Genomic DNA, 21,294 nt, shown 5'->3' with positions numbered 1-21,294 from the left:
GTTCATCGGTGTGCGGATTCGGTTGATCCTCCCTTGGGTGTTGTGTACCGGACCGGCGGGAGCGACAGGGATACGCCGTGGTCTATCGGTCAGGTGAGACGCGACGTGCGAGGGCACGTGCGAGGCGTACAGCACCTGGAACGTGTGGATCCCTGCCCAGAGCGCTCCAGGCAACGAGGTAGAGCCACAGCGCCGCCACGACCAGCCAGAGCCCGAGAGTGATCTGGCTAACGGTCCACGAGAGCACGAGGTAGGTCGTGGGGTCCGATGGACCGCCCGGGTAGTAGAAGCCGGCCGGATAGGCCGGGTTGTAGAGGACGAAAACGAAGACCTGTGCGACCCATAGGAAGATTCGCGCTGCGAAGAGCGCGCCGAAGATGACGACGCTCTGTGCGGCGTGAAAGCGAGCATACCCGCTCTCGTGCACTGCGAGCAACATGATGATCCCCGAGAGCCATCCGAAGAGGTACGCGAGGGCGGCGACGACGTTCTCGCCCAGTCCGACGCTCGTCTCTCCTCGTGGTATCTCCTCGTCCACATCGCTATCTCCGTCGCCTGTGCCGTCGTCCTCGTCGCCGTCGGTGTCCCTGTCCGTCTCCTGGTCCGAATCGTCCGAGGAGTCTACCCCGTCGACGATCGAGACGCCGGTCTCGGAGCGGTCCTCAAGCAAGTCGAACCGGAGATCGCTCGAAGACTCCCCGTGGCCCGCGCGAACGCGGCGGCCGGCCCAGAGGTGCTGTCGGCCGGTGGACCAGGACGAGAGCTGGTAGTGGCGCGAGACCTCCGTTCCGCCACGGGTGAGTTCCTCCTCGTAGAGCCGAAGCGTGTCGGCGTCTGCCTCAAGGAGCGCGGGATCGGGGTCTAGGATCCTTCCCAGGGGTTCCGGGAGGTGTGCCGGATCGACGTCCAGCGTCTCGGCGTCGAGCAACCGAGCGCGCTCCAGCCGGTGGTCCGTCGGCGAGGTCGGGTCGACTTTGAACGGGAACCAGTGGTCCTCGACGGCCGTCGAGATGCGATAGTCGGCAAACGCCTCGCTTGGCTCGCGCAGGCGCGCATTGGCGACGACTCGCGGAGGGTCGGTGGACTCGTCCACGACGCGTAGCGCGACCGCGTCCGTCCAGATAGGTGTACTGCGCTCGCAGCAGCGGTCGAGTCGGTCACCATTCGTCGGTGTACGCCCGGACGCACCCGTGTGGAGGCGGAGTATGCCTCTCGGAGGAATGACCGTGTCCTCGAACGCGAAGACGGTCGTCTCATCGCCGTCCGCGATGCGTCGGACCGTCCAGCCGACCAGGTCGAGGTCGTCGTCCCCTAGGTTCTCGAGGTCGACGAATTCGGTCGTCTCGTCGTCGTCCTCGGCCGGCGAGATGGCGGCGATATTGAGCGAGGGGGACGCGAACTCGGCGCGATCGATCGGATCGCCAACGGGACCCTCGACGAGTCGCTCGATCCCCCACCCGAGGTTCGCCAGCTCGTCCCGGGCGAGGATGACACGCTCAACCGGATCGGACGCGATCGACGTGGGGAGCACCGGCGGCACGAACAGCCCGGGTTCGTCGGCGTTCGGGAGGTCCCGAAAAGCGAACGCGTTCCACTCGTCGGTCCTGTCGACCGTCGGCTCGATGGACTGGCTGCAGCCGAACGAGTCGGTGATCGACAGCGACGTGATGCGCTCGAGCGATCCGACCGGAGTCTCGACTGGGACGAGGAACCAGTCGTTGCCGTACTGAACGGCGAACTCCAACAGGAGTAGCCGAGGGAGGTTCGCACCGGCCCCGGCAACGTCTTCGAGCGTGACGGCGGCGTCCTCGAACTCCCACCACCGCGTTGCGGGCATCCCGGGGAACGTGGCGCGCGTGGGAATCGTCCGGATCGTGGACTCGGACGCCGGATTGCCCTCGTCTGGGTCGTCTCCGGGCTCGCGGCCTCTATCGTTGCCGAGATCGTCGACCCGTCTGTCGTCGGCGTCGCCCTCGAGCGACCGGTCGTCGGCTATCGCGAATGCGTACCAGTCGAGGTTCCCCCCCTCGTATTCCGGGGCCGAGAACACGGTTTCTGTGTCGCCCTCGCCCGTCGCGACGGCGAACTCGTACTCCATCCGTTCCGGTCGCCACGCCGACGCCGCCTCTTCCGGCTCGTCGAACAAGGTTCGGTAGTAGTCGACGAACTCCCCGATCGCGCTATCGAACGCCTCGGTTCGGCGACCGTCGGTCGGAAGCGGGAGGGCGGCTGCATTCGAGACGTCCAGCGTGGCACCGTCAGCGACGGCGGCGATGTTCGACACGGCGGCTACGATGGCGTCGAATACCGCCTGCCCGTCAAGCACACGGCCGGCCATTACGCGGTCGAACGCCCGTCCGTCGGCGTCGAGATCACCCTCGACGCCGGAGATGCGTAGCGCCGCCGGGAAGTCCTCGGCCGTGTAAGGCCCCTCGCCCGTCTCGTAGCCGTGTGCGGCCAGGAGCCGCAGGAAGTACTGACCCGCCTCGGCAGCGAGGCGCGCCGGCGGGTCGTCCTCGGCCGTCAGCACGGGCTCGCGTTCGACGAGCGCCTCCAGGGGTCCACCCTCGTACTCCCGGGGCCCGCCGTCGTCAGCCCGGTTTCGGGGCCCGAGGTCGTAGCGCCGAATTGGGTCGTGCTCGACGCTCGCGTCCGCGCGTACGGGCGACCCCGCGTCGTCGCCGTGGAACTCTCCGAACTGCCACTGCCGGGTGAGCAGCCACAACGGATCGCGAATCTGCGCGCGGAGCGCATCCGTTAGTTCGTCGTTACGGGGGTGCGGCTCCAAGCGCGTCCAGTGGGTAAACGAGCGAGGGACGGTCATCGCCCGTCACCTATCTCACGGTTCGGAAGGTCGTAGTCCGCGAACACGCGGTACGACGGGGCGACACCCTGCAGACGTGTTCCATCGGCGGTCCCGAGCGATTCGAAGTCAACCGATTGCGTGTCCGGCGGGACTCCGGTGTTATACGCGACCGCCAGCATCGGGAGGAGGTGCCCGAAGTCCGGGAGGTCCTCCAGGTCGACGCCACGGTACTTATAGAGGCGAATCGTCTCCCTGACGGCAGATGCCAGGGCGTCGAACGTCCACTCGCTGTCGGGCGGTGGCACGGCGAGCAGAATGGACTGTGGCGCTCGATTGTCGGGCTCGTCATAGTTGATCGCGAGCCCCGCCGTCTCCGTGTCCGTAGGGACGTGCTCTACGTGCTCGTCGACGAAGAGCCCGCAGATCGGTCCAGTGACGGCGGGCGGGCTGAGGCCGAGGCCGAACTGCACGACGAGCGACAGCTGTCCTGGTTCGGGGGCGACACCGTCGACGCCGACCCAGTCGTCCTCCGGCCGGTGTGGGAGCTGACCTACCGAGAGGTCCCTGATGAGTCGGCCGGAAAGCGCCTCTGCGTACGAGAGCGCCTCGCGGAAGGTGGCCTGGCGCTCGTTGACCTGGGCTATCGGCTGGAGCCAGGTCTCTGCTGCAAGCGGTGATCCCGCCGCGAGGAGACCGTCGTTCCCGAAGGTGCGGGCCAACTCCGTGCCGTTAGCCGGGACGAACGGAGGCAGCACGACGAACTCGTCCCCGAAGAGCGCGCGGAGTCGCGCGTCCTGGGCGTCGACCGCCTGCTCGATCGACACCTTCTCGTCCGGCGTCGCGTCGGCGGCCGCGTCCAGTCTCGCGTCAACGCGCTCCAGGACGACCCCAGCCTGGGTGCGGAGGGTCGTCTCGTCCGTCGGTGTCCCGCCGACCGGGGACTGTGGCGTACTCCCGTAGACCCCGAAGTACGACGCACGCACGAGCGGGACCCGAACCGTCTCCAGCACCCCGTGGCGGAAGGCCGTACCAGCATCAATATCCGCCTCGGTGCCGGCAGTGACGGCCTGTAGCGGGCGGAAGTGGTCGGTGAGCGCAAGCTGGAAGTCGTCGACAGCGTCGGCGAAGGCACTCGCGGCCGCCGCCCGCGCTGTGTCCGGGTTCGGGACCGCCGGCGGTGACTCGGCGATGACGTTCCGAAGCTGGCCGAGTAGCCGGGCGAACGACGTGCGGTGGGGGATCGCCTTGTCCGAGTCGTCGGCCCGCTCTCGTTCGAAGTGTGCGAATAATGTCTCGAAGCCCTCTATGGTTTCGACGGCGTCTTCGAGTCGAGCGATCTCGTTTTCGAGCGCGACGTCATCCGTCCGGGCGGTGGCCGCGTCAGTCCCGTAAAGCCACTCCCCAAGGGTCGCGAGCAGGCGATGGGGCTCGTCAACGTGTTCGTCAAGGGCGAAAACCACCGCGGCGGGCTGAGCCAGCAGCACGTGCAGGTAACCGGCCAGGCGCGTCGGATCGTCCGTATCGTCGATCGCCAGCGCGGCGGCGGGAGAGAATCCCAGGAGTGCGTCAGCGACGTTGCGGTGGAACGCTACGGGATTGGCCCGGAAGTGCTGGATTCGGTTGCGGACTGCGGCGTCAATCTCGCGCCGGCGCGCCCGGATCTGGAGAGAACCTGACGCGGTCGCGTCGCCGTCGACTGTAAGCGCCTTCGAGACGCCAAGTCGCTCCAAGACATCGAGCACCCCCGTCACTGCGGAATCGACGACCGACAGGTCGACGGTCGCCAGTTCGAGGAGTGCATCTGTCGCCGCCAGCTCGGACTCCGAAAGCGTCGACCACGACGGGTCGAACAGCTCGCGCTCCTTGCTGGCAGATTGCCACCGGGTGTTAGCGATAGCGACGTCGACCGCCTGGGCGGGTGAATCAGTCCCCTCTCCGACTGCGAGGTGTCGCCGCTCCCTGTCTAGCCACAGGAGCCGAGAGAGGCGCGGCACAGAAGCGGCGAGGTCGTAAAGCGTCAACGACACCCGCCCGTCGCTCGGCGTGTCCTCCCAGGCGCTTTCGTCGACAACGCGACCGTGTTTGGCAGCGGTCACCTCGCCGTCGACGGTCGCGACCACCGCGAACGACGTACCGGACGGGACGCCCGAGAAGTCAATCTCGACAGCGAACACCCCCTGCTCGTCGCTCGTCGTCAACACCGTGCGCTCGAACCAGTCAGCCGGCGTTCGTGACCAGACCTGGACCGTGACCTCGGCGTTTCTAAAGCGATCCGGGACAGTCGCAACGGGTCCAATGGGAGACTGGGCACCCGTTTCCGACTGTTCTTCCGCGTCGGAGGACGGCTCCTCCTCGCTGGCGACGGACGAGTCGGCGAGCAGGGAGTCGAACCCCTCGATCTCCGCCAGCGCCTTGACGCGTCGGTGACCCCCGGCGTCGCCTATGTCCGTCGGAGCGATGCCGGGCGACTCGGGGACGCGAAGCTGGCCGGACACCTCCTGCGACGGTTCGTCCCGGACGATCACCGCCTCGTCAACGGTCGGTCGAGCGCGTTCCCACTTCTTGAGTCGTTCGGCCAGCGACCCGAGTTCGGCGTCGAGGTCGCCATCTAACATGGTAGGCGTCGCGATGAGGGGCTCGACCGGGACGCGCTCGACGAACGACTCGGCGGCCGCCGTGACGGCCTCAAGCTGGGAGAGAAGCGACTCGTCGTCGCCTGGCGGGTCCAGGACGGCGAGGCGGTTTTCCAGAGTGTCCCGAACGGTCGCGAGCGTCGCCTCGGCTTCGTCTGCCCGCACGCGGAGCATGTCTACGCTCGCCGGGGTGTACCCAGGAGCGGGGCCGTCCTCCGGGTGGGCGAGATCCGTTCCGTCGACTGCCCGTCCCTCCAGGACGAGCGCCCTGAAGCTGTGGACGACTGCGAGGAGGTCGGCGACCGGGATGGCGTCGTCGCGCGCCGTCTCCGTCGTGACGATTTCGAGCGTCGCGTCCACCGGAATTGGGGGATCGTGTGCGGGTCGATCGCGGAGGAGCACGTAGGCCGCTCGGGCCTCGAACGCGGTGGCGGCCTGGTCTGCGTCCGAACCGCCCAGGGCGAGGAGGTCGAGCGGCGACGGATCGAGCTCGTCCAGGGTGACCGTTCGCTCAACGACGTGCTCGTGATTCGACGGGCCATCTGCGTCGATGGCCGTCCGGTTCTCGGCGCTCGACCAGCGGTAGGTGGCCAGGAATTCGACGTCCGCCGGCGCCGGAAGCACCTCACCGAGCCATGCGTCTAGGGCCGGTTCCGCGTCGCGACGAATATGGAAGTCGGCAGCCTCGCCGTCAACGCCCGCGACCGTCTCTGCAGAGTCGGCACCATCCTCGCTCGCGGAAGCTGACCCTACAGGCACGGCGGGGTAGTCGGTGATGGGTACGGGCGTTCCAGTCGGCCATCCGGGCGGCGGACTCGCAGTCGTGGGATCGCCGAAGAGGACGGCCGTCCGGTGTGTCACGCCGACTGCCTCCCGTGGTGTCCGGACGACCGCTGGATCGGGTGGCGTTGTCCCGGCCGCGAGTGCGTCGAGGGACGCAGCGGTGCGCTCGAAGTTTCCCTTCCCGAGCTGGTGGACGCTTTCGGCGGTCAACAGATCCCCGACCGCGTCGAGTGCGTCGGAAAGCTCGGCAACGATGGCCTGGAGGCTGGCGAACTCGTTCGTGTCCCGGGCGGGCAGGTCGCTCCGGCGGAAGGGATAGTTCTCCCAGTCGCGGACGAGCGCGTATCCATCGACGACGTCCGTCGCAGCGATGGCCTCCGCGGCGACGCTCTGGTCGAGCCGAAACGCCTCGCGGAAGGCGGTCCTGTACTGCTGGACGTTCACTCCGACCCTCTCCGCGTCGATCGTGTGATCCACGAGACGGCGCTCGAACCGATAGCCAAGCTGCTCCCCGAGCGACTGTCCGTCACGGACTCCGTAGACGAGCCCCAGGGCCTCCCGAACCCGGTCGGCCGAGAGGTCGACAGAGAGAACCTGTCCCATCGAATCGCCCTCGTGGGCGAGGTGACCACTGCGGAGCAACGCGGCTGTCGTCGCGTGCTGGAGCGACGGTGCGTGAACGAATTCGCCCTCTTCGTCGGACGGATCGGCGGCGAGTCCCTCGATGAACCCGTATGCGCCCACGTTGATCCCCGGGGACTTCAGCACCGATTCGTCAAGCCGACTACCGGGCTGCTCGCCGTCGCCGTCGCCCTCTCGGCCGTCGTCGGCATCCTGTCTCCCGTCGCCGGTGTTCTCACGCCCATCGTCGCCGACTGATCGATCCCCACCAACCTCCCACGCCTCGTAGGAGTCCACGGACGGTCCCCAGAGACCCTGGTGTTCGCGCACCTCGGCCAGCCGCCGCGTCGACAGGGATGTCCACCAGGCGTCCAGGCGGTGACTCGCTAGGTCCAGCGACTCGACCATCGCCGTCGCGAGCGCCGCGGGGGGTCGCTCGCCCAGATACGACAGACTGTCTGTGAACTCGCTCAGGCGCGGCTCGAGCGAGATCGGCGGCGTCGCACCGACGGCTCCGGCGAAGAGCGCGTCGCCGTAGCTGTCGTCCTCGTCGACTGCAGGGTGGGCCGTCAGCGCGTCGGGAACGGTGTCGCTAAGTGCTGCGTAGTACGGCGGATCGCCGGAAAAATCGGGAATCGGGCTGGGCAGGTAGAGCTGTGGCTCCGGCGCGAGGATCCCGGGGTCGTCGTGGCGTGTACCGAGCCGGACGCGGGCGTTGAGGTAGGCATGCAGCGTTCCGTAGTACAGCAGCACCTCGAGGAGGGAGTTCGGCTCGTGCAGGTCGCCGTCCCCGGCCTCGGTCATGCGGTCGACGGCTTCGATGAGCGCCTGAATCTGCGATGTCGTTTGCGGATCCGCCTCTGACTCCGCGAGCATGCCCGCGACCACGTCCGCCACGTCTGCCCCATCCGTCCTACCCACGTCGGAGTCCTCGCCGTCCAATCCGGGCGACGCAACGGCCTCGAGCACGGCCCGGCGGGTCTCGGGCTCAAGGACGAGCCCGAGCTCCCTGACAGCGTCCGGGGGTTGGGAGATGAGAGCGTTTATCGTCGAAGATACGTCGTTGTCCACGAAATCCGCCGGCTCGATCGGCTCAGTCGACACCGGGGGCGGCCCGTTGTCGTCTATCGGTTCTCTGGCGGTCCGGGCCGCACTCGCGACCGCCGGCGACAACCCGGTGACATCGAGATTCGCGATCCGGGGATCGAGTTCGCGCATGTTGTGCGAGCGGAGCGTCTCCCGGACCTGGGATCGTCGTGCCTCCAGCTCGGAGCGGGGCGCCCCGGTCAGATACTGGCGCCGGATCACGTCGTACGAGAGTCCCTCGCGCTGGAGGATCCGGACGAGCGTCTCGTCATTGAGGTCGCCCGTCGCCCACGGAAGGTCCTCGGCGGCGGCGGCCCATGAGGGTTCGAACCGCCGGAGCCATCCGGCCAGGTCGGACGGCATCTGCTCGTCCACGGCGGGCTTATCGGCCCCAGTCGCGTCGTCTGAATCGCTGTCGGTCGAGTCCTCCAAACCGGCTTCCTCCGAGTCGTCGTTGGGCTGCCCGTCCGTCCCTGGTTCCGGGAGCTCGTCTGTATCGGGTGACAGCGCGCCCGTCGGCAGGATCCCGTATGGTTGTGTGCCGACGCGGATCGCCGGAAGAGGGCCGCGAGCGCGAACGTACTCGACGAAGTGCTCGCGATAGGCGTCTACCCATGGCAGGAGTCTCTCAAGCTTCGCCCGCCGCTCGTCGGCCGACAGCGCCCCAGACCCCGCCTCGCCGTCCCAGAGACTCTCAGTACCTACCCACTCGTTCGAGACGAGCAGGTGCTGGAGGAAGTACCCAAGCGTCGCCGGCCACAGCGCGGAGTTCATGTGTCGCGCGTCGAGCTGTTCGGTCCCGTCGGCGTTCGCCACACGACCGAACACGTGTTCGTCGTCTTCGTCGACGGTGAACCCGAGGGCTCGGGCCAGCCGATCTCCGTCGGTTCCATCCATCGGACTGATCGACGGCGGTCCCGCCGCCATGTCGACGCTGTCCTCGGGGACGTCTCTCGACGAGTAGCCCGACTCCTGGTCGAAGACGTTCGTCGGTGTCCCCTGCGGGAGGACCGCCAGTCCGTCCGTGTAATGGTGGGCACGGAGTAGGTCCGCGAGCCGGTTGGCACCCGTGTCGGCGTCCATCGACCCCCGAACACCGAGTACCACGACGCGCGTGAACCCGCGGCCGGCGTCGAATCCCGAGAGGGACTCAAGGTCGACCGACAGAGCCATGCCCGTCGCCGCAGCCTCGCTGTAGTCGACCAGCCACTCCATGCCCGGCGGAACCTCTTGAGGCTCGACCGCGTCGGCCGTCTCCCCGTCGCGTCGCCACATAGACGCCGCTTCGGGGCTCGGACCGACCGACAGCGGCTCGCTGATCGGCGGTCCGGAGACAGTCGTGGCGTGTGCCTTGCCGTCTCCGTCCTCCCAGGTGAGCCACGCCACCCAGCGGTCCGGAAGCAGGCATGCACGCGGTTGTGACGTCCACGTGGACGGACGACGGTCGACCGGTTCGAATGAGAGGGTGGAGAGCTCGGCGAGCCCAGAATTTGGCAACGGGGCCTCGAGTAGCTCGTCCGCGAACGTCTCGGGTGCCGTCGCGCGAACCAGCCAGCTTGCCCGTTCGGTCCCGAACCGCTCCGTGAGCTGTCGCCAGGCCGCCGTCTTGATCTCCCGATAGCCGTCCTCGCCCGCCTGGAAGTCGGCTGGATCAAGGTCGTCAACGAGTGGGCGAAACTCGGCGGGGACTGCGTTCGGGTCTGGTTGGATCCAGTCAGCGTCGCCAGCCCCTTCGCCCGCGTCCCACCGGTCGACTTGCTTGTGACAGCCCAGCCAGACGCGTGTCCAGAACGTCCGCCCCCAGTGGACCTCGTTATCGGTCAACTCGGGCTCGTGCGAGTCGACGTGGACCTGGTCCGGGTACACCCGGATTCGCAGCTCCTCGGCAGCGGCATCGCTGTCATCTTTAGGTCCGACGAACCGGGTCTCCAGGCGCACCGGCAGGAGCGCCACCGGCTGGCCGTCGAGGTCGGCCACGGGATCGTCGCGCGCCGTTAAGTACTCGGATTTGGCGTCGCACACCAGCTCAATCCGATCGTCGCGATAGGAAAGCGCCGCCTCGGTCGCGACTTCGAACACGCTCACGAGATCGTCAATAAGCGACAGTGCGTCCGTTCGCGTCCCGCCCTGGATTGCCCCGAGGACGGCCTCGAAGGCGGCCGCGACGGCTGCCCAGTCGGCCGCATCTTCGACGTACGCTTCCAGAGCGTCGACGAACGATGAGACGTCGATCGTCAGCGCGGTGGACCGAATTCGATCAAAGGCAGTCTCCTCCTCCCCGTCGTCCCGACGCGCGAGCGGGACGGTTAGGTACGTGAGTGACTCCTGTCTGTTGTCCTCTCCATCGGCGGGGCCGAACCGATCGAAGGCGGTCGACAGCGACGGCGGCGGAGTTGCCGCGTCGCCGCGACTGACGGCCTCGTGGAACTCGGTCACTGCCGCTAGCACCATCCCCACGCGGTTGCGCTCGCGCTCTGCAGTCCGCAGCTCGGCCCGGAGTAGGGCGAGTCGCTGACGTGGTACGTGGCCGCTCACCGACCGTCACCGTCCGTGTCCGTATCGGTCATCATCTCATCTTCACCATCGGACGTCTGCGCCTCGGTGTCTGGGGGGATGTCGGCGGCGTGGATGGCAACGCGGACGGGCTGCTGCCAGGTGATCCGCGCCATGTGTGCGGCGTTCGCGCCCCACTCGGCCGCGTCCGCCGACGTCCACTCGTCGTCCTCACCCACGTGGTAACGAACGCCAGCCTCGACCGCCCACTGCTCGCTACCCGGGCGGCTGTCGGCCACGGACACGTGGGAGATGGCAGCCGCCGGGTCGGTTACACCGTCACCGCCGTCGTCGGTCACCAGGTGTCCCCACGAGAGCGCACTCCAGCCGACTTCCGCACCCTCTTGCTCGGCCCTTGTTGTGAGCTGCCTGGTCTCTCGTACTCTCCCGCTGGTGAAGGTGATGCCGTACGGCCGATCGCCCACGTCGCCCTGGTCCTCGTCCAGTCCGAACCGGGTCTCCCCGGGCGCCTCCTCCAGGACGAAAAACCACCCCTCGTCCTCTGTTGCGTGGGAGACGCCCTCTTGCGGACCGCCCTTGTGGTACGGCCCGGCCACGGCCTCCGCCACGGAGAGGTCGAACCCCAGGAACGTGATGTCGGGCTCGATGGTTCCCCGGAACACCGGGTACTTGACGTCCGGCTGGGGCGCGGGCGTCTCCGGCGGTCCGATCGGCTCTGTGACGTCTGGCGGCTGAGGCTCGCCGTCGCCCGGGGGCGTGGGTTCAGGAACATTCGGCGGGGTGGGATCGAACGGTGGCCGGGAATCCCCCTGGTCTGGGGGCTCCGGATGCGGGTCGATCGGCGGGTGTGGCTCCGGTTCGATCGGTCGGCTGGGTGGGATCCACGGTCCACGCAGGTGGTCGTGGTCCATCATTCGCGCGGCCGCGAGGCGGTCGTCGTCGGTCAGTCCACTGCGCCGTGAGACGTGCGTGTTGGGTAAGGCAGGGACACGGTCGCCGTCGTCCTCGACGGCTTTCACCGCGTAGACCGTCGTGTCCGGGTAGCGCCGGAGCACTTCGCCCCGGATCAACAGCACGACCATCCCATCGTCTGTGGCGCCGTCGTCCTTATCCTTGGCGGCTCTCTCGTCTGCCGCGTCGGAATCGTCGTCCGGTCGCCGTCCTGGGCCGTTCTCGCCGAGGTCGTTCCCGTCCCACTCGTGGATCGGATCGACGTCGGCCGTGTCGGCGGCTCCGGCGGCCGGATTCCCGCCGTGGTCCCAGAACTGACTGAAGTACGTCCTCCGGCGGTCTGTCGGGAAGCGCCGCCACGTCAGCTCGCAGGCCATCTCGTGGTTCAGGCCGGCCATATAGGCCTCGACGAACCGCGGGTTGGTCACCAGAGCACCTATCGAGTTCTTCGGGATCGATCCCACGCCGGGCAACAGGTACTCGGGGTCGAGTTCCGCTAGCGACCGGAACATCGGCTCCAGGAACGTCGGCCTGGCGAGCACCTCCGCGATTGGATCCTCGCGGTCGCGGAGTTTAGGGATACCCGAGAGGTCGGCGGCCAGCTGTGCCAGCTCGGCTGTCGGGTCGAGTTGCGACGAGATTCCGTCTTGTACCGTGGTCAAATTGAGCGCGAGGTCTTCGTCGTCCCAGAGCGCCTTACGGCCTATCCCCTGACTATGGGACTCCGAGACGGATTCCGTCGTGGGGGTGGTGACCGCGACCGCCGCTTCGGCGGCCGCGCTCGGCCTCGGTGCAGCGGGACCGGTTTCGACGTAGTCGTCGATTGTCTCGAGCGCTTCGAGTATGCTCGCGAGGTGCTCGTCGGCCGCGTCGAGCGAGGCGAGCACGCTCTTGCGGTCGAGGTCGTCGGACCGGAGGGCGGATCGTACCGCCTCCGCAGCGATCATTAGCTCGTCGTGCGTAGTGCGGAGTCGATCGACCAGCTCCGCAGTGCGATCAGGAGTCAACGCCGTAGCGATCCCCTCCGGGCGGGGATCGGCGGCGAGGTCCGGCAGGAACTGCTTGAGGTCGGCGAGCGAATCCGATCGGATGCGTTCGGATTCCGCCACCAGGATCTGGCTGTCCTCCACCACCCGCGCGGGCGGGGCCGCCGTCTGCCCGTCCGACTCCTCGCCACAGAGTGCCAGCCGGAGGTCTAGCACCCGCGCGCGAGCGAGCAGGGCTTGCTTCATCGCGCTCCGGACGCGACTGACCGTCCGAGCGACCAGCAGATGGTCGCCCTCGGCGTCGGCCCGCTCGGCGTGAAACACCTCGGCCTCCGCGACGGTCATCGCCTCGCCACGATCGTCGGTAAGCCAAGCTGGTGTCGACTCGGTGGCCGACGCCCGGCGGTGATCCGGGAGGAACCGGACGTCGCTCGCGACGTCCGCGTCGGCCGCCGCAGCGTCGGACAGCGCTTCGACCAGCGACTCCTCCGTCGCCACACCCGCGTCGACGGCCTCCTCGGCCGCGCGCTGTCCCTCGTCGCTCATCGCGTCTTCGAGTCGAACGCGCCGGTCGAGGCCATCGAGAGTCACGCTCGGCGCTCGATTCGTCACCAGCGCTTGGACCACATCGTCGGCATCGAACGACGCGGTGGCTCGGCGGGCGAGTGGCCCGTTCGAGCGGGTGAGCCGGCGGAACGCGGGCGAGGTCGCACCGTCCGGTAGGGCCGTTCGCGCTAACACCGTCCGGAGCGTCACGAATCCCGTGGTCGAATCGGCGAGGACGTGATTCGCGGGGAGTTCAGCCGTCGAGACGGCCATCCGGTCCTGTGCAGGTGCGGTGAACTGCAGCAGCGCTTCAGGCCGGACGTCGCCGAGGTGGGCGTGGTTGCGCGCGACGCCGGATCGACCGAGTTGCATCCCCCGGAGCCGGTCGTTCAGCTCCCTGAGGTCGCCGGCCTGCCCCCACGCCGACGCCATCAGCTCCTCCTGTCGGTGCCGGACCGTCTCGGCACCCAACGCCGCCGCGACGCGGTACTGTGGGTCGGTGTTCAACGTGTGCAACCACGCCGGATACGCTTCGGAGTCATCGTCACCCTCGGGCGCTGTCGGCGGCGGCTCGATCGTCCGGGCGCCGGCATGCCACTGTCCGTACTTCGGCGGCCCGACGATGGATGACCCCGCGGCTTCGTCGATCCCCTCCGGTACGTTGAGCAGCGTTCGAAACGCCTCCTGGTGGTCATTCCCGTACGCATCGCCCACAGCGTCGGCCGATTTCAGCGCACCACCCAACGAGACCGTCGCATCGTCGTCGTCCGCCGGGATCGTTAGGATGTCGGGACCGGGGTCGCCCACGTCGATAGTGCGGTAGCCGACGTCCGGGCCAAGCTCGACCGACTCCAACTCTCGGACGAGCGACTCGAAGTCCCCTTCCAGGCCCGTTCGGAACTCCCAGCTGTAGTAGACCGGGAGGCGCACGATCCTGTCACCATCGGTCTCCCATGCAAGCGAGAGGTGGTTTCCATCCGGATCAGTCTCGTCCGCGCCAACCGACGTGCCGAGTCCGGCCCGTCGACCCGTCTCGAACGTCGGCACGACGCAGGCGACGTACGCCGTCGCATCGTCGAGGTTCCGTGGACACACCAGTCTAGAAATGGTCCTGTCGGATGTCCTCGCGAGTTCGTCGTCGGGGTCGTGGGTGCCGGTCACCTGCGCGTGTGCCCACGCCCAAGACTCCGCCGGATTGGGCAACTCGGCGACCGGCGTTTCGAGCACCGGCAGCGGGCCGGTCCCCGGCGGGTCGAGTCTGACCGCATCGCGGTCGCGCTCGACGCACACCAGGGCGAGCCACGGCCTGTTCCGACCGGAGTCATCAGCCCGCTGCGGGCTGAACAGCCAGGGGAGATCCGGTCGGACGAACTCGATATGCGGGAACTGGTTCGGGGGGAACCCATCCGAATTCTCGCTCGGCTCGACGCGCACGACTTGCCGGCGGTCGAGCCCGATGACGTCGCCCGGGCCGTACATTCGAAGCGACACGCTCGCCGTTTCGGTCCGGTCTCCGTTCTCGCCGCTCCCTCGCACGGTCAACTCGACGCCGAGCGAGCCGGGGTCCGCGACGTCCGTCGAGCCGTCGAACGTGCTCGTCGGTCGATACCCACGTCGGACCGTCGGATAGAACGTGTACTCCGTCTGTCGTGCCATCCGCTCCGCCGCTGTCTTGTCGTGATTCGTCATTGTAATAGGTCGCCTACGGTCAGCGAGTGATCCAGTTCGTCGTCCGATCTGGCCCGGCCCATTCCCCGGACCGCACTCGCCTCGACGACGCGGAGGTCACCCTCGTCCTCCGGGTGGCTCGCGAGGTGGTGGTCGAGGGCCTGCTGGGCCTCGGCGCGACGCATTACCGTCGGCCGCTCCTCGGCAGACCCGATGGATGTCGGTGCGAGGTCGCCGGCCCGGGCGACGACGTAGGTCGTCTCGTCCATCGAGACGGGTCCCGCCAGGTACGTCGCGCCCCGTGCCGTCGGTCGGTCGGCGTCGAGAAGCCCTGAGCCCACCAGGCCGGTGCGACCGGGTTGCTGCTCTGGGAGGCGGAACCGTGCGGACCCAGTCGTTCTGGTGTCGGCGCGCGCGACCGCGCTCACCTCAGAGAGGGCGTCGGCTGTCGCCAGCGGGATGGAGACGGTCGCCTCCGCCTTGGACGGGAAGCTTCCGAGTTCCGCGAGCTCCCTCGCGCGTACGTCCCGCCGTTCGTCGATGACGCTCGTCTCGTAGGTCAGCGTCGTCGTCCGCGTGTTCGCCGCGACCTCGTCGGCCGTTCCCCCGCCGTAGGACACGCGTTCTGCCGTCACCTCGCGCCCGGCCGGTAACCGCTCGAACGCGGGTCGAATGAGCTTCTGGGTCTCTGTGAGGTCTTCGTACTGTGCCGGCGCGAAGTGTTCTCTGAGCGTCCGGTCGAACGCGAGCGAGCCGTCGTCTCCGTCGGTGCCCTCGATCGCGACGTCGTCGATGGTAAAGTGCGTAAACTCGGCCGGTCGGGTGTTGCCAACTTTATCGAGCTCGAAGTCGAGCGGCACGACCGTCTGTCGGACGCCGAGCCGGCCGAGAGGATGGGCGAGTACCTGTCCGTCGGCGTCGATATCTCGAAGACTCGCGACGGACTGACCGCCCGCGGGCCGCTGGGCCGTCCAGTTGTCCGGGGTCTCCAGTGCCGCGAGGAGTTTCGGCATGACTCGCGTCGACGGTAGCGGCGGACTCGCTCGCTCCTGGCCGATCGTGACGGTCATCGTCTCCGTCACATCGAAGAAGAACAGGTCGACGTGGATCGTGCCAGTGACCCGCCACGGCGCCGGCCCGGAGACCGTGCCGTCGAGCCCGAGCGACAGGCCCTTGCCGTACACCTTGACGGCAACCTTAGCGCTGAAGTCGACGACGAACTCGAACGGGTCGAACCGGAAGAGAGCGTCGAACCCAATCTCACCCTCCACTGTCGCCGGGCCCGCCTCTGCCCCCACCCAGACGTCCGCGCCCGTCTGTGCGGTGTTCGACGTGAGGGCGACGTATCCCTCGATCTCAAACCGGGGGAAGCCGGTCGGTGGCGTCCCCGAGATGGCGATCCGGTCAAGATCCGGGATGTCGGTCGGGGTGTTATACCGGGGATGGACACCGCCGACAGACAGCAGAAACCAGGGCTTCTCGCCCCAGCGCGAGCGTAGCGCGGCGTCGCCGGTCGCCGTCCACGTCCCGACCCGGGAATCGTACAGCGACGCGTCGAACGCGGCGCGCTGCTCGTCCGGGACGACCTGACCTGCGATGCCGACGTTCAGGTCGACGAGCGGATCGACGCCCGCTTCCGGGAGCGTGGCGTTGACGCGTCCGAGGAGGGTGACGTCCGACGACGGGAACTGGACGACGATGCCGAGGTCGGCCGTGACGAGGGGCGGGGTTCCCCAGGCGATCTTCGCCATCGGGCCGAAGACGTGGTGGTCGCGCTTCGGCGGGAACACCGCCCCGAGGTCGCTTATGATCCGCGTTGCGTTCTCGACGGGATCCTCCGGAAACAGGAGGGAATCAAGCGAGCCCTGCCTGACGGCCTCCCCGAGCGCCGCCGAGTGGACGGTCCGGTTGACGCCGAGCAGCCCACCCACGCCGTTCAGCGTGAACCCGAGGCCGAGTCGAACGGGTGTGAACTCGCCCGCGACGAGGACGAGAAGTGAGAAGCCTTCGCTCCCATCGGAGAGGCGGGTGGTGAGCAGTCCAACGGCGTTGAGCGCGAGGTCCCCAACTTGGAGCTGGACGACGCCCGCGTAGCGCTCGCGCTCGGGGTCGAATCTGAGGAAGCCACCGCCGGTGACGACCCCGGAGTCGATCGAGAGCCCGATCCCGTCCGGTGGCTTGACGCCGATACCGAGGTCGATCGGTCCGAGGTTGCCGGCCCGATCGTCCGGGAAGTGCACGTCGGCGGCGATGCCCATCCGGGTGATCGACCCGATGACTGGGCCGAATTCGACATCTGCCGACACCGAGCCCTCGATCGTCAGGTCGTCGCTGTCGTCGCTAGCCACGACGCCGAGGTAGAGTTCAGTCAGGCGAACCGGCCCGACATGCCCCTGCTGTGGGAGCGAAACCTCGAGGCCGCTGCCGTGCTCGAAGAACAGCCCTCGATTCGACGACCAGCCGACGGTCACGTCGAAGTCGTACACTAGACCGTTTGCCGGAAACACCGACGTCAGGAAGCCGTCGAGGTCGTCGGGATCGACGGCGAGTGTCCCCCGCGTGGGGAGCGTCACCCGGAAGATCGCCTCGCCGTCGTCGAACTCGATGGACGCGCTCAGTTCGGCGTAGCGCACCGAGATCCGGCTGCCGTCCGAATCACCGATGAGGGGGGTCTCCTCGTAGGTCCTGTCCGGCCCGCCGTACGCGAGCGCGGCGGTCGTCACGATCTCCGGCGGCAGTTCGCCCTCCCCGAGGAGTACGGCCTCCGAGTCCGATGTCTCAGAGTCGGGCCAGACGCCGACCCCCCAGTCCGTCTGGTCGGCAGTGCTCTCGACGTTGAACGTCCACCCGTCGCCGAGGTTGACCGTTTCGGATGTACTCCCGACCCCGAACGGGACCACCGCCAGCCCCGGGAGAGCGTTCATCGTCCTCCCGGGGAGCGGAATGATGCGAACACCCACGGTCCCCGCACCACGATCGTCGACGACACTCATGACCGGAATCCACAACTCCCGCTCGACGTCGGTCTCGTCCAGCTCCCGGTCAACGTTGGTCTCGTTTCGCTCCCGGTCAAGGAGGTCCTCGACCACCGCCAGCGGCGGATCGGCCAGCGTCGCCGGCATGTTGAACCGCCAGCACAGCTCGTGGAGGTAGTACAGCGCGAGGAACCCCGTGAAGTCTGGTGTCCCCCACCCGAACGCCTCGGCGGGCAGGCGCTGTGGCTCACGCACCAGCGCGGAGATCTGTTCGAAGTCGAACGACGGTGACGGTCCCTCGTCGACGATGCCCAGCAACCCGAGTGCATCGTGGACGTCGCGGTGGTGTCGATCCAGATACTCCACCAACAGGTAGTCGAGCACCCGGTCGGCGACCGTCTCCCCGTCGACGGCCTCGAACTCCAGCTGCCGGAGGTCGCTGATCCCCGCGTAGACATCGCCGACGGCGGCGACCAGCGCCGGGTAGTCCAAGTCATCGATCTCGATGTCCGTCTCCGGATCGAACAGCTCGGACCGTATCGTGGCGAGCGCGCCGCCGATGTCGTCCTCGACGGTCCGTCGAACCGTCTCTACGTCCTCCTCGAGGAGCTCCTCGCCGAGCGCCATCCGGTCGAGGAGCCTCGCCATGCCCTCCGTCCCGCCCGCCATGGCGGCCTCGAGGGGTTCGAGGACGCGCGCTATCTCGAGGAGGAAGCGTCCCTCGGGGCCGTGTCCACCCGGATCGTTCTGACTCATCAGAACAACCCTCCGTCCTCGCGTCGGACCCCGTGTATTTCGCGGCTGACGGTCGGGAGCTCTTCGGGACGGAACCAGACGGCACCGCCCGACTCGATAGCCTCGGCCAACTCCGGCGGAACGTAGATGAGTTCGACGAAGTACGTTGTAAAGATCGCCTCCAGCTTCGACCTCGGGACGCCGAAGATGCGGTCGGCGTCAGTACCTGACATGTCCCAGACCTTCGCCTCCCACTTCGTGATCGCCGTCTCGCCGTCGTCGTTCTTCTCGCTATCCACGGCCACGATCTCCAAGTCGAGACCGCCGCTGCCGAAGTCCACCTCCCTGTGCTTCTCGATGGCATCCAGTGCCCAGTTCAACTCGTAGCCCTCGAATGCGGCCATCAGGTCCGGAATCGCGACGCCGAGGTCCGTCTTCGATCGCACATTCTCGTCGTTCGGTCCGTCGTCGAGGCTGAAGCGATGGACGCAGGTGTCCGTTATGGGATCTGACGGCCGTATCCCGCGGGGGCCGGGGCCGGGCGGACGTTTCTCGGATACACGGACGGGTCGGAGAAAGAGGTATCCGTCCGCCAAGAGCTGCTTGTGTTGGGGTTGGATGGTGAAATGCCCCCTCCAGCGGTTCTCGCCGTCCCGCGTTTCCCGCCCAAAGTCCATCCTCGTTATATTGATGGGTCTGACGGTGCTGAACAGCCCGGACATCTGCCGGAGGAAGTCAACCCCGCCGACCCTGACGGAGTTCGTGGACGGGATGACCTTCTTGTAGCCGTAGGTGTGTGGCTTGGTGAAGGGATTTCGGAAGTTCTCGTCGTTTCGCTCCAGCTTGCTCCACCGCTTGCCGAAGAAGGTATTCTTGAGCCACTCCTCGAACGGTCCGTCCTGGAGGAGTATGACGAGGATCGTGCCGATGACCACGAGTGCGACGCCGATCGCCAGCCAGAACACGGAGGCCAGGATCGTGAACCCAGTCGCCACCGTCACGGTCTCAGCGTAGAAGCCGACGCCCGTGAAGACCGCGAACCCGACGCCCATCATGCCGTAGCCGATCCCAGCGTCGTCTCCTTCGGCGAACTCCTCGGCCATCCGGAGGAAGTTGAAGATCGCAGTGACCCCGTTTAGAGCGACGCCGGCGATCTTGAGGTACTCCCCCAAGCGCCTCGCGTGGAGCGCGACGACGTTTGCCGCGTCGGTGACCGCCGTCGCCATTGAGAGGACGGCGTCTAGCTTCTCGACGTCGTCCATTCGGGCGACGCTTCCGAAGTCGGCGAACAGGTGAAACGTCACCAGCGCGGATAACATCCCTTTGAACGAGGTTGCGAAGTTCGATCCGGGGAGCCTGTATGTGTTGAAAAAGGCCTCGCCGCCGTTGACCATCGTCACGACGAGTTTGGTGACGTCGTCTTCCGCGAACGTCCCGGACGTGCGGAACTCGGAGAGGACATCCTCGGACCAGTCGGGGCGGGTCAGCCCGGTCCAGTCCGTCTCCCGGATCACGGTTCGGATGTGGTCGTCGCTCGCGAACGCCGAGACGACCCCGATCATGAACCGCCCGAAAACTGTTAGCGGGTATGGCTCCTGGCCCATCTTGGCCAGCTCCATATACTTCTTGTCCTTGACGCGAGTCGCGTAGAAGTACCCCAGACCCGGCAGTAGCTGCCCGAGGAGATCGCTGAGGTACGTTCCGAACTGGACCCCGGCGATGTTCGACTCCGACAGGTCAATTCTGAAATCCTCAGTGAAGTACGGCTTGAGCTCGTCCGAGTGCTTGACGCTGACGCTAACGGTCGATTTATCGACCGGCTCCGCCGGGGTCACCTGGGTAAATGGTTCGACGTAGCCGGTGTCCGTCCCCAGTATAGGCAGCGGCGGGACGAACCCGAACGGATCGAAAATCGCCCGATGGCGGTACTCGAAGAGGTCGGCGAGGAACTCGCGGCCGACGCTGCACTTATCTAGGTCCTCCGTGAGTCGCTGGACTATGCGTATCTGATCGACGTAGGGAGACTTCTTGAACTGCTCGTAGAATACGTTGTCATTACTCAGATTAGCAAGCTGTAGGTCGGCGAGATCCTCCAGAGAGGAGACGTGCGTGTCTGGATCCCCCATCTTCAGGAATTGGATCAATTTGTACGCCCGCACGGAGACCTCAGCCTGCCGAAAGACGTACTCCCGGCCGAATAGCACGAACCGCTGGTCCTCCGAGTAGAATTCGTTGCGGTCGGCTATCACCGCCTCCACGCTCTGTTCGCCGCCGAGCCTGTAGACCGAAGCCTCCAGCCGGAGTACTTCTTTGAGTTTCTCGACCGGATCCTCGGGCCTCTTCAGATCGATACCTAACGCCCCGAATAGATCCCAGGCGTTGACCTCGTCGTTCGAATCGGCTTTGACGAGCAGTTCCCTGATGGTTGTCCAGAGTAGGATCTTGTCGTCGTTGTTCTCCTGGAACTCGACGAGGTCTTCGAGGGCTTTCATGTATTTATCGTGCAATTCCTTGGCTGTTCTGAGCGACCCCGTCCACGAAATCGCCCAGCTGGCGTTTGGTTGGTTCGCTCCGGCGCCAGAGTTCGACCCGCCTTCGGCCCCCATCTCACCACCCCACAGACCGATTGGCCGATCCATCGTGAGTGGGCCGCCCTGTTGTTGACCGCTCGCACGATGTCGTCGGAGGACGACTCTTGCGGGCAATCACCGACCGGTTGCGCCGGTCCCGAGAGTTCATGCGTACGAGTTTCCATACAGAGGGACCGTCCGCGTTCGTTGTCGGACCATACCGTGCGACGATCGTGGACGCACGAGAAACGCCGAGTACTGGCGGAGACCCGTTGGCCGTCCCCTCTCTTGACCGATTCCCGCCGAGCGCTTCCACGTCTGCGTAACTCATGCCCTGGCCCATCCGTTCCGGGGAATGACTTACACGAACGCCTCGCCGTTTCGCGCTGCCCGTCCCCGTTATAGTTACTTGTTAACAGT

The 21,294-nt window shown here is 66.9% G+C and carries 5 protein-coding genes; all 5 read right to left on the bottom strand.

The window, feature by feature from the left end:
* Positions 1–82: 82 nt before the first annotated feature.
* Genes LIW51_RS05870 through LIW51_RS05850 form a run of 5 tightly spaced genes read right to left on the bottom strand, consistent with a single transcriptional unit; the run spans position 83 to position 20,796 of the window.
* Positions 83–2,824: a hypothetical protein gene (locus LIW51_RS05870; protein ID WP_227376275.1), complete on the bottom strand. Its 2,742-nt coding sequence runs from the start codon at positions 2,822–2,824 to the stop codon at positions 83–85.
* Positions 2,821–10,464 carry a hypothetical protein gene (locus tag LIW51_RS05865; RefSeq protein WP_227376274.1) on the bottom strand — a complete coding sequence of 2,548 codons (7,644 nt, stop codon included), beginning with the start codon at positions 10,462–10,464 and terminating at the stop codon, positions 2,821–2,823. Before LIW51_RS05865 ends, LIW51_RS05870 begins: the two co-directional genes overlap by 4 nt.
* The gene (locus LIW51_RS05860) at positions 10,461–14,615 is read right to left on the bottom strand and encodes a hypothetical protein (protein ID WP_227376835.1); all 4,155 of its coding nucleotides are present in this window, start codon (positions 14,613–14,615) and stop codon (positions 10,461–10,463) included. Before LIW51_RS05860 ends, LIW51_RS05865 begins: the two co-directional genes overlap by 4 nt.
* Positions 14,612–18,325 carry a DUF6603 domain-containing protein gene (locus LIW51_RS05855; RefSeq protein WP_227376273.1) on the bottom strand — a complete coding sequence of 1,238 codons (3,714 nt, stop codon included), beginning with the start codon at positions 18,323–18,325 and terminating at the stop codon, positions 14,612–14,614. The genes LIW51_RS05860 and LIW51_RS05855 overlap by 4 nt, the downstream gene beginning before the upstream one ends.
* Positions 18,325–20,796 (bottom strand): hypothetical protein, encoded by a 2,472-nt coding sequence (locus tag LIW51_RS05850; RefSeq protein ID WP_227376272.1) that lies wholly within the window; start codon positions 20,794–20,796, stop codon positions 18,325–18,327. The genes LIW51_RS05855 and LIW51_RS05850 overlap by 1 nt, the downstream gene beginning before the upstream one ends.
* Positions 20,797–21,294 lie beyond the last annotated feature (498 nt).

This window comes from Haladaptatus halobius (genome assembly GCF_020618475.1).
GTDB lineage: Archaea > Halobacteriota > Halobacteria > Halobacteriales > Haladaptataceae > Haladaptatus > Haladaptatus halobius.
This window is presented reverse-complemented; position numbering and strand designations above follow the sequence as displayed.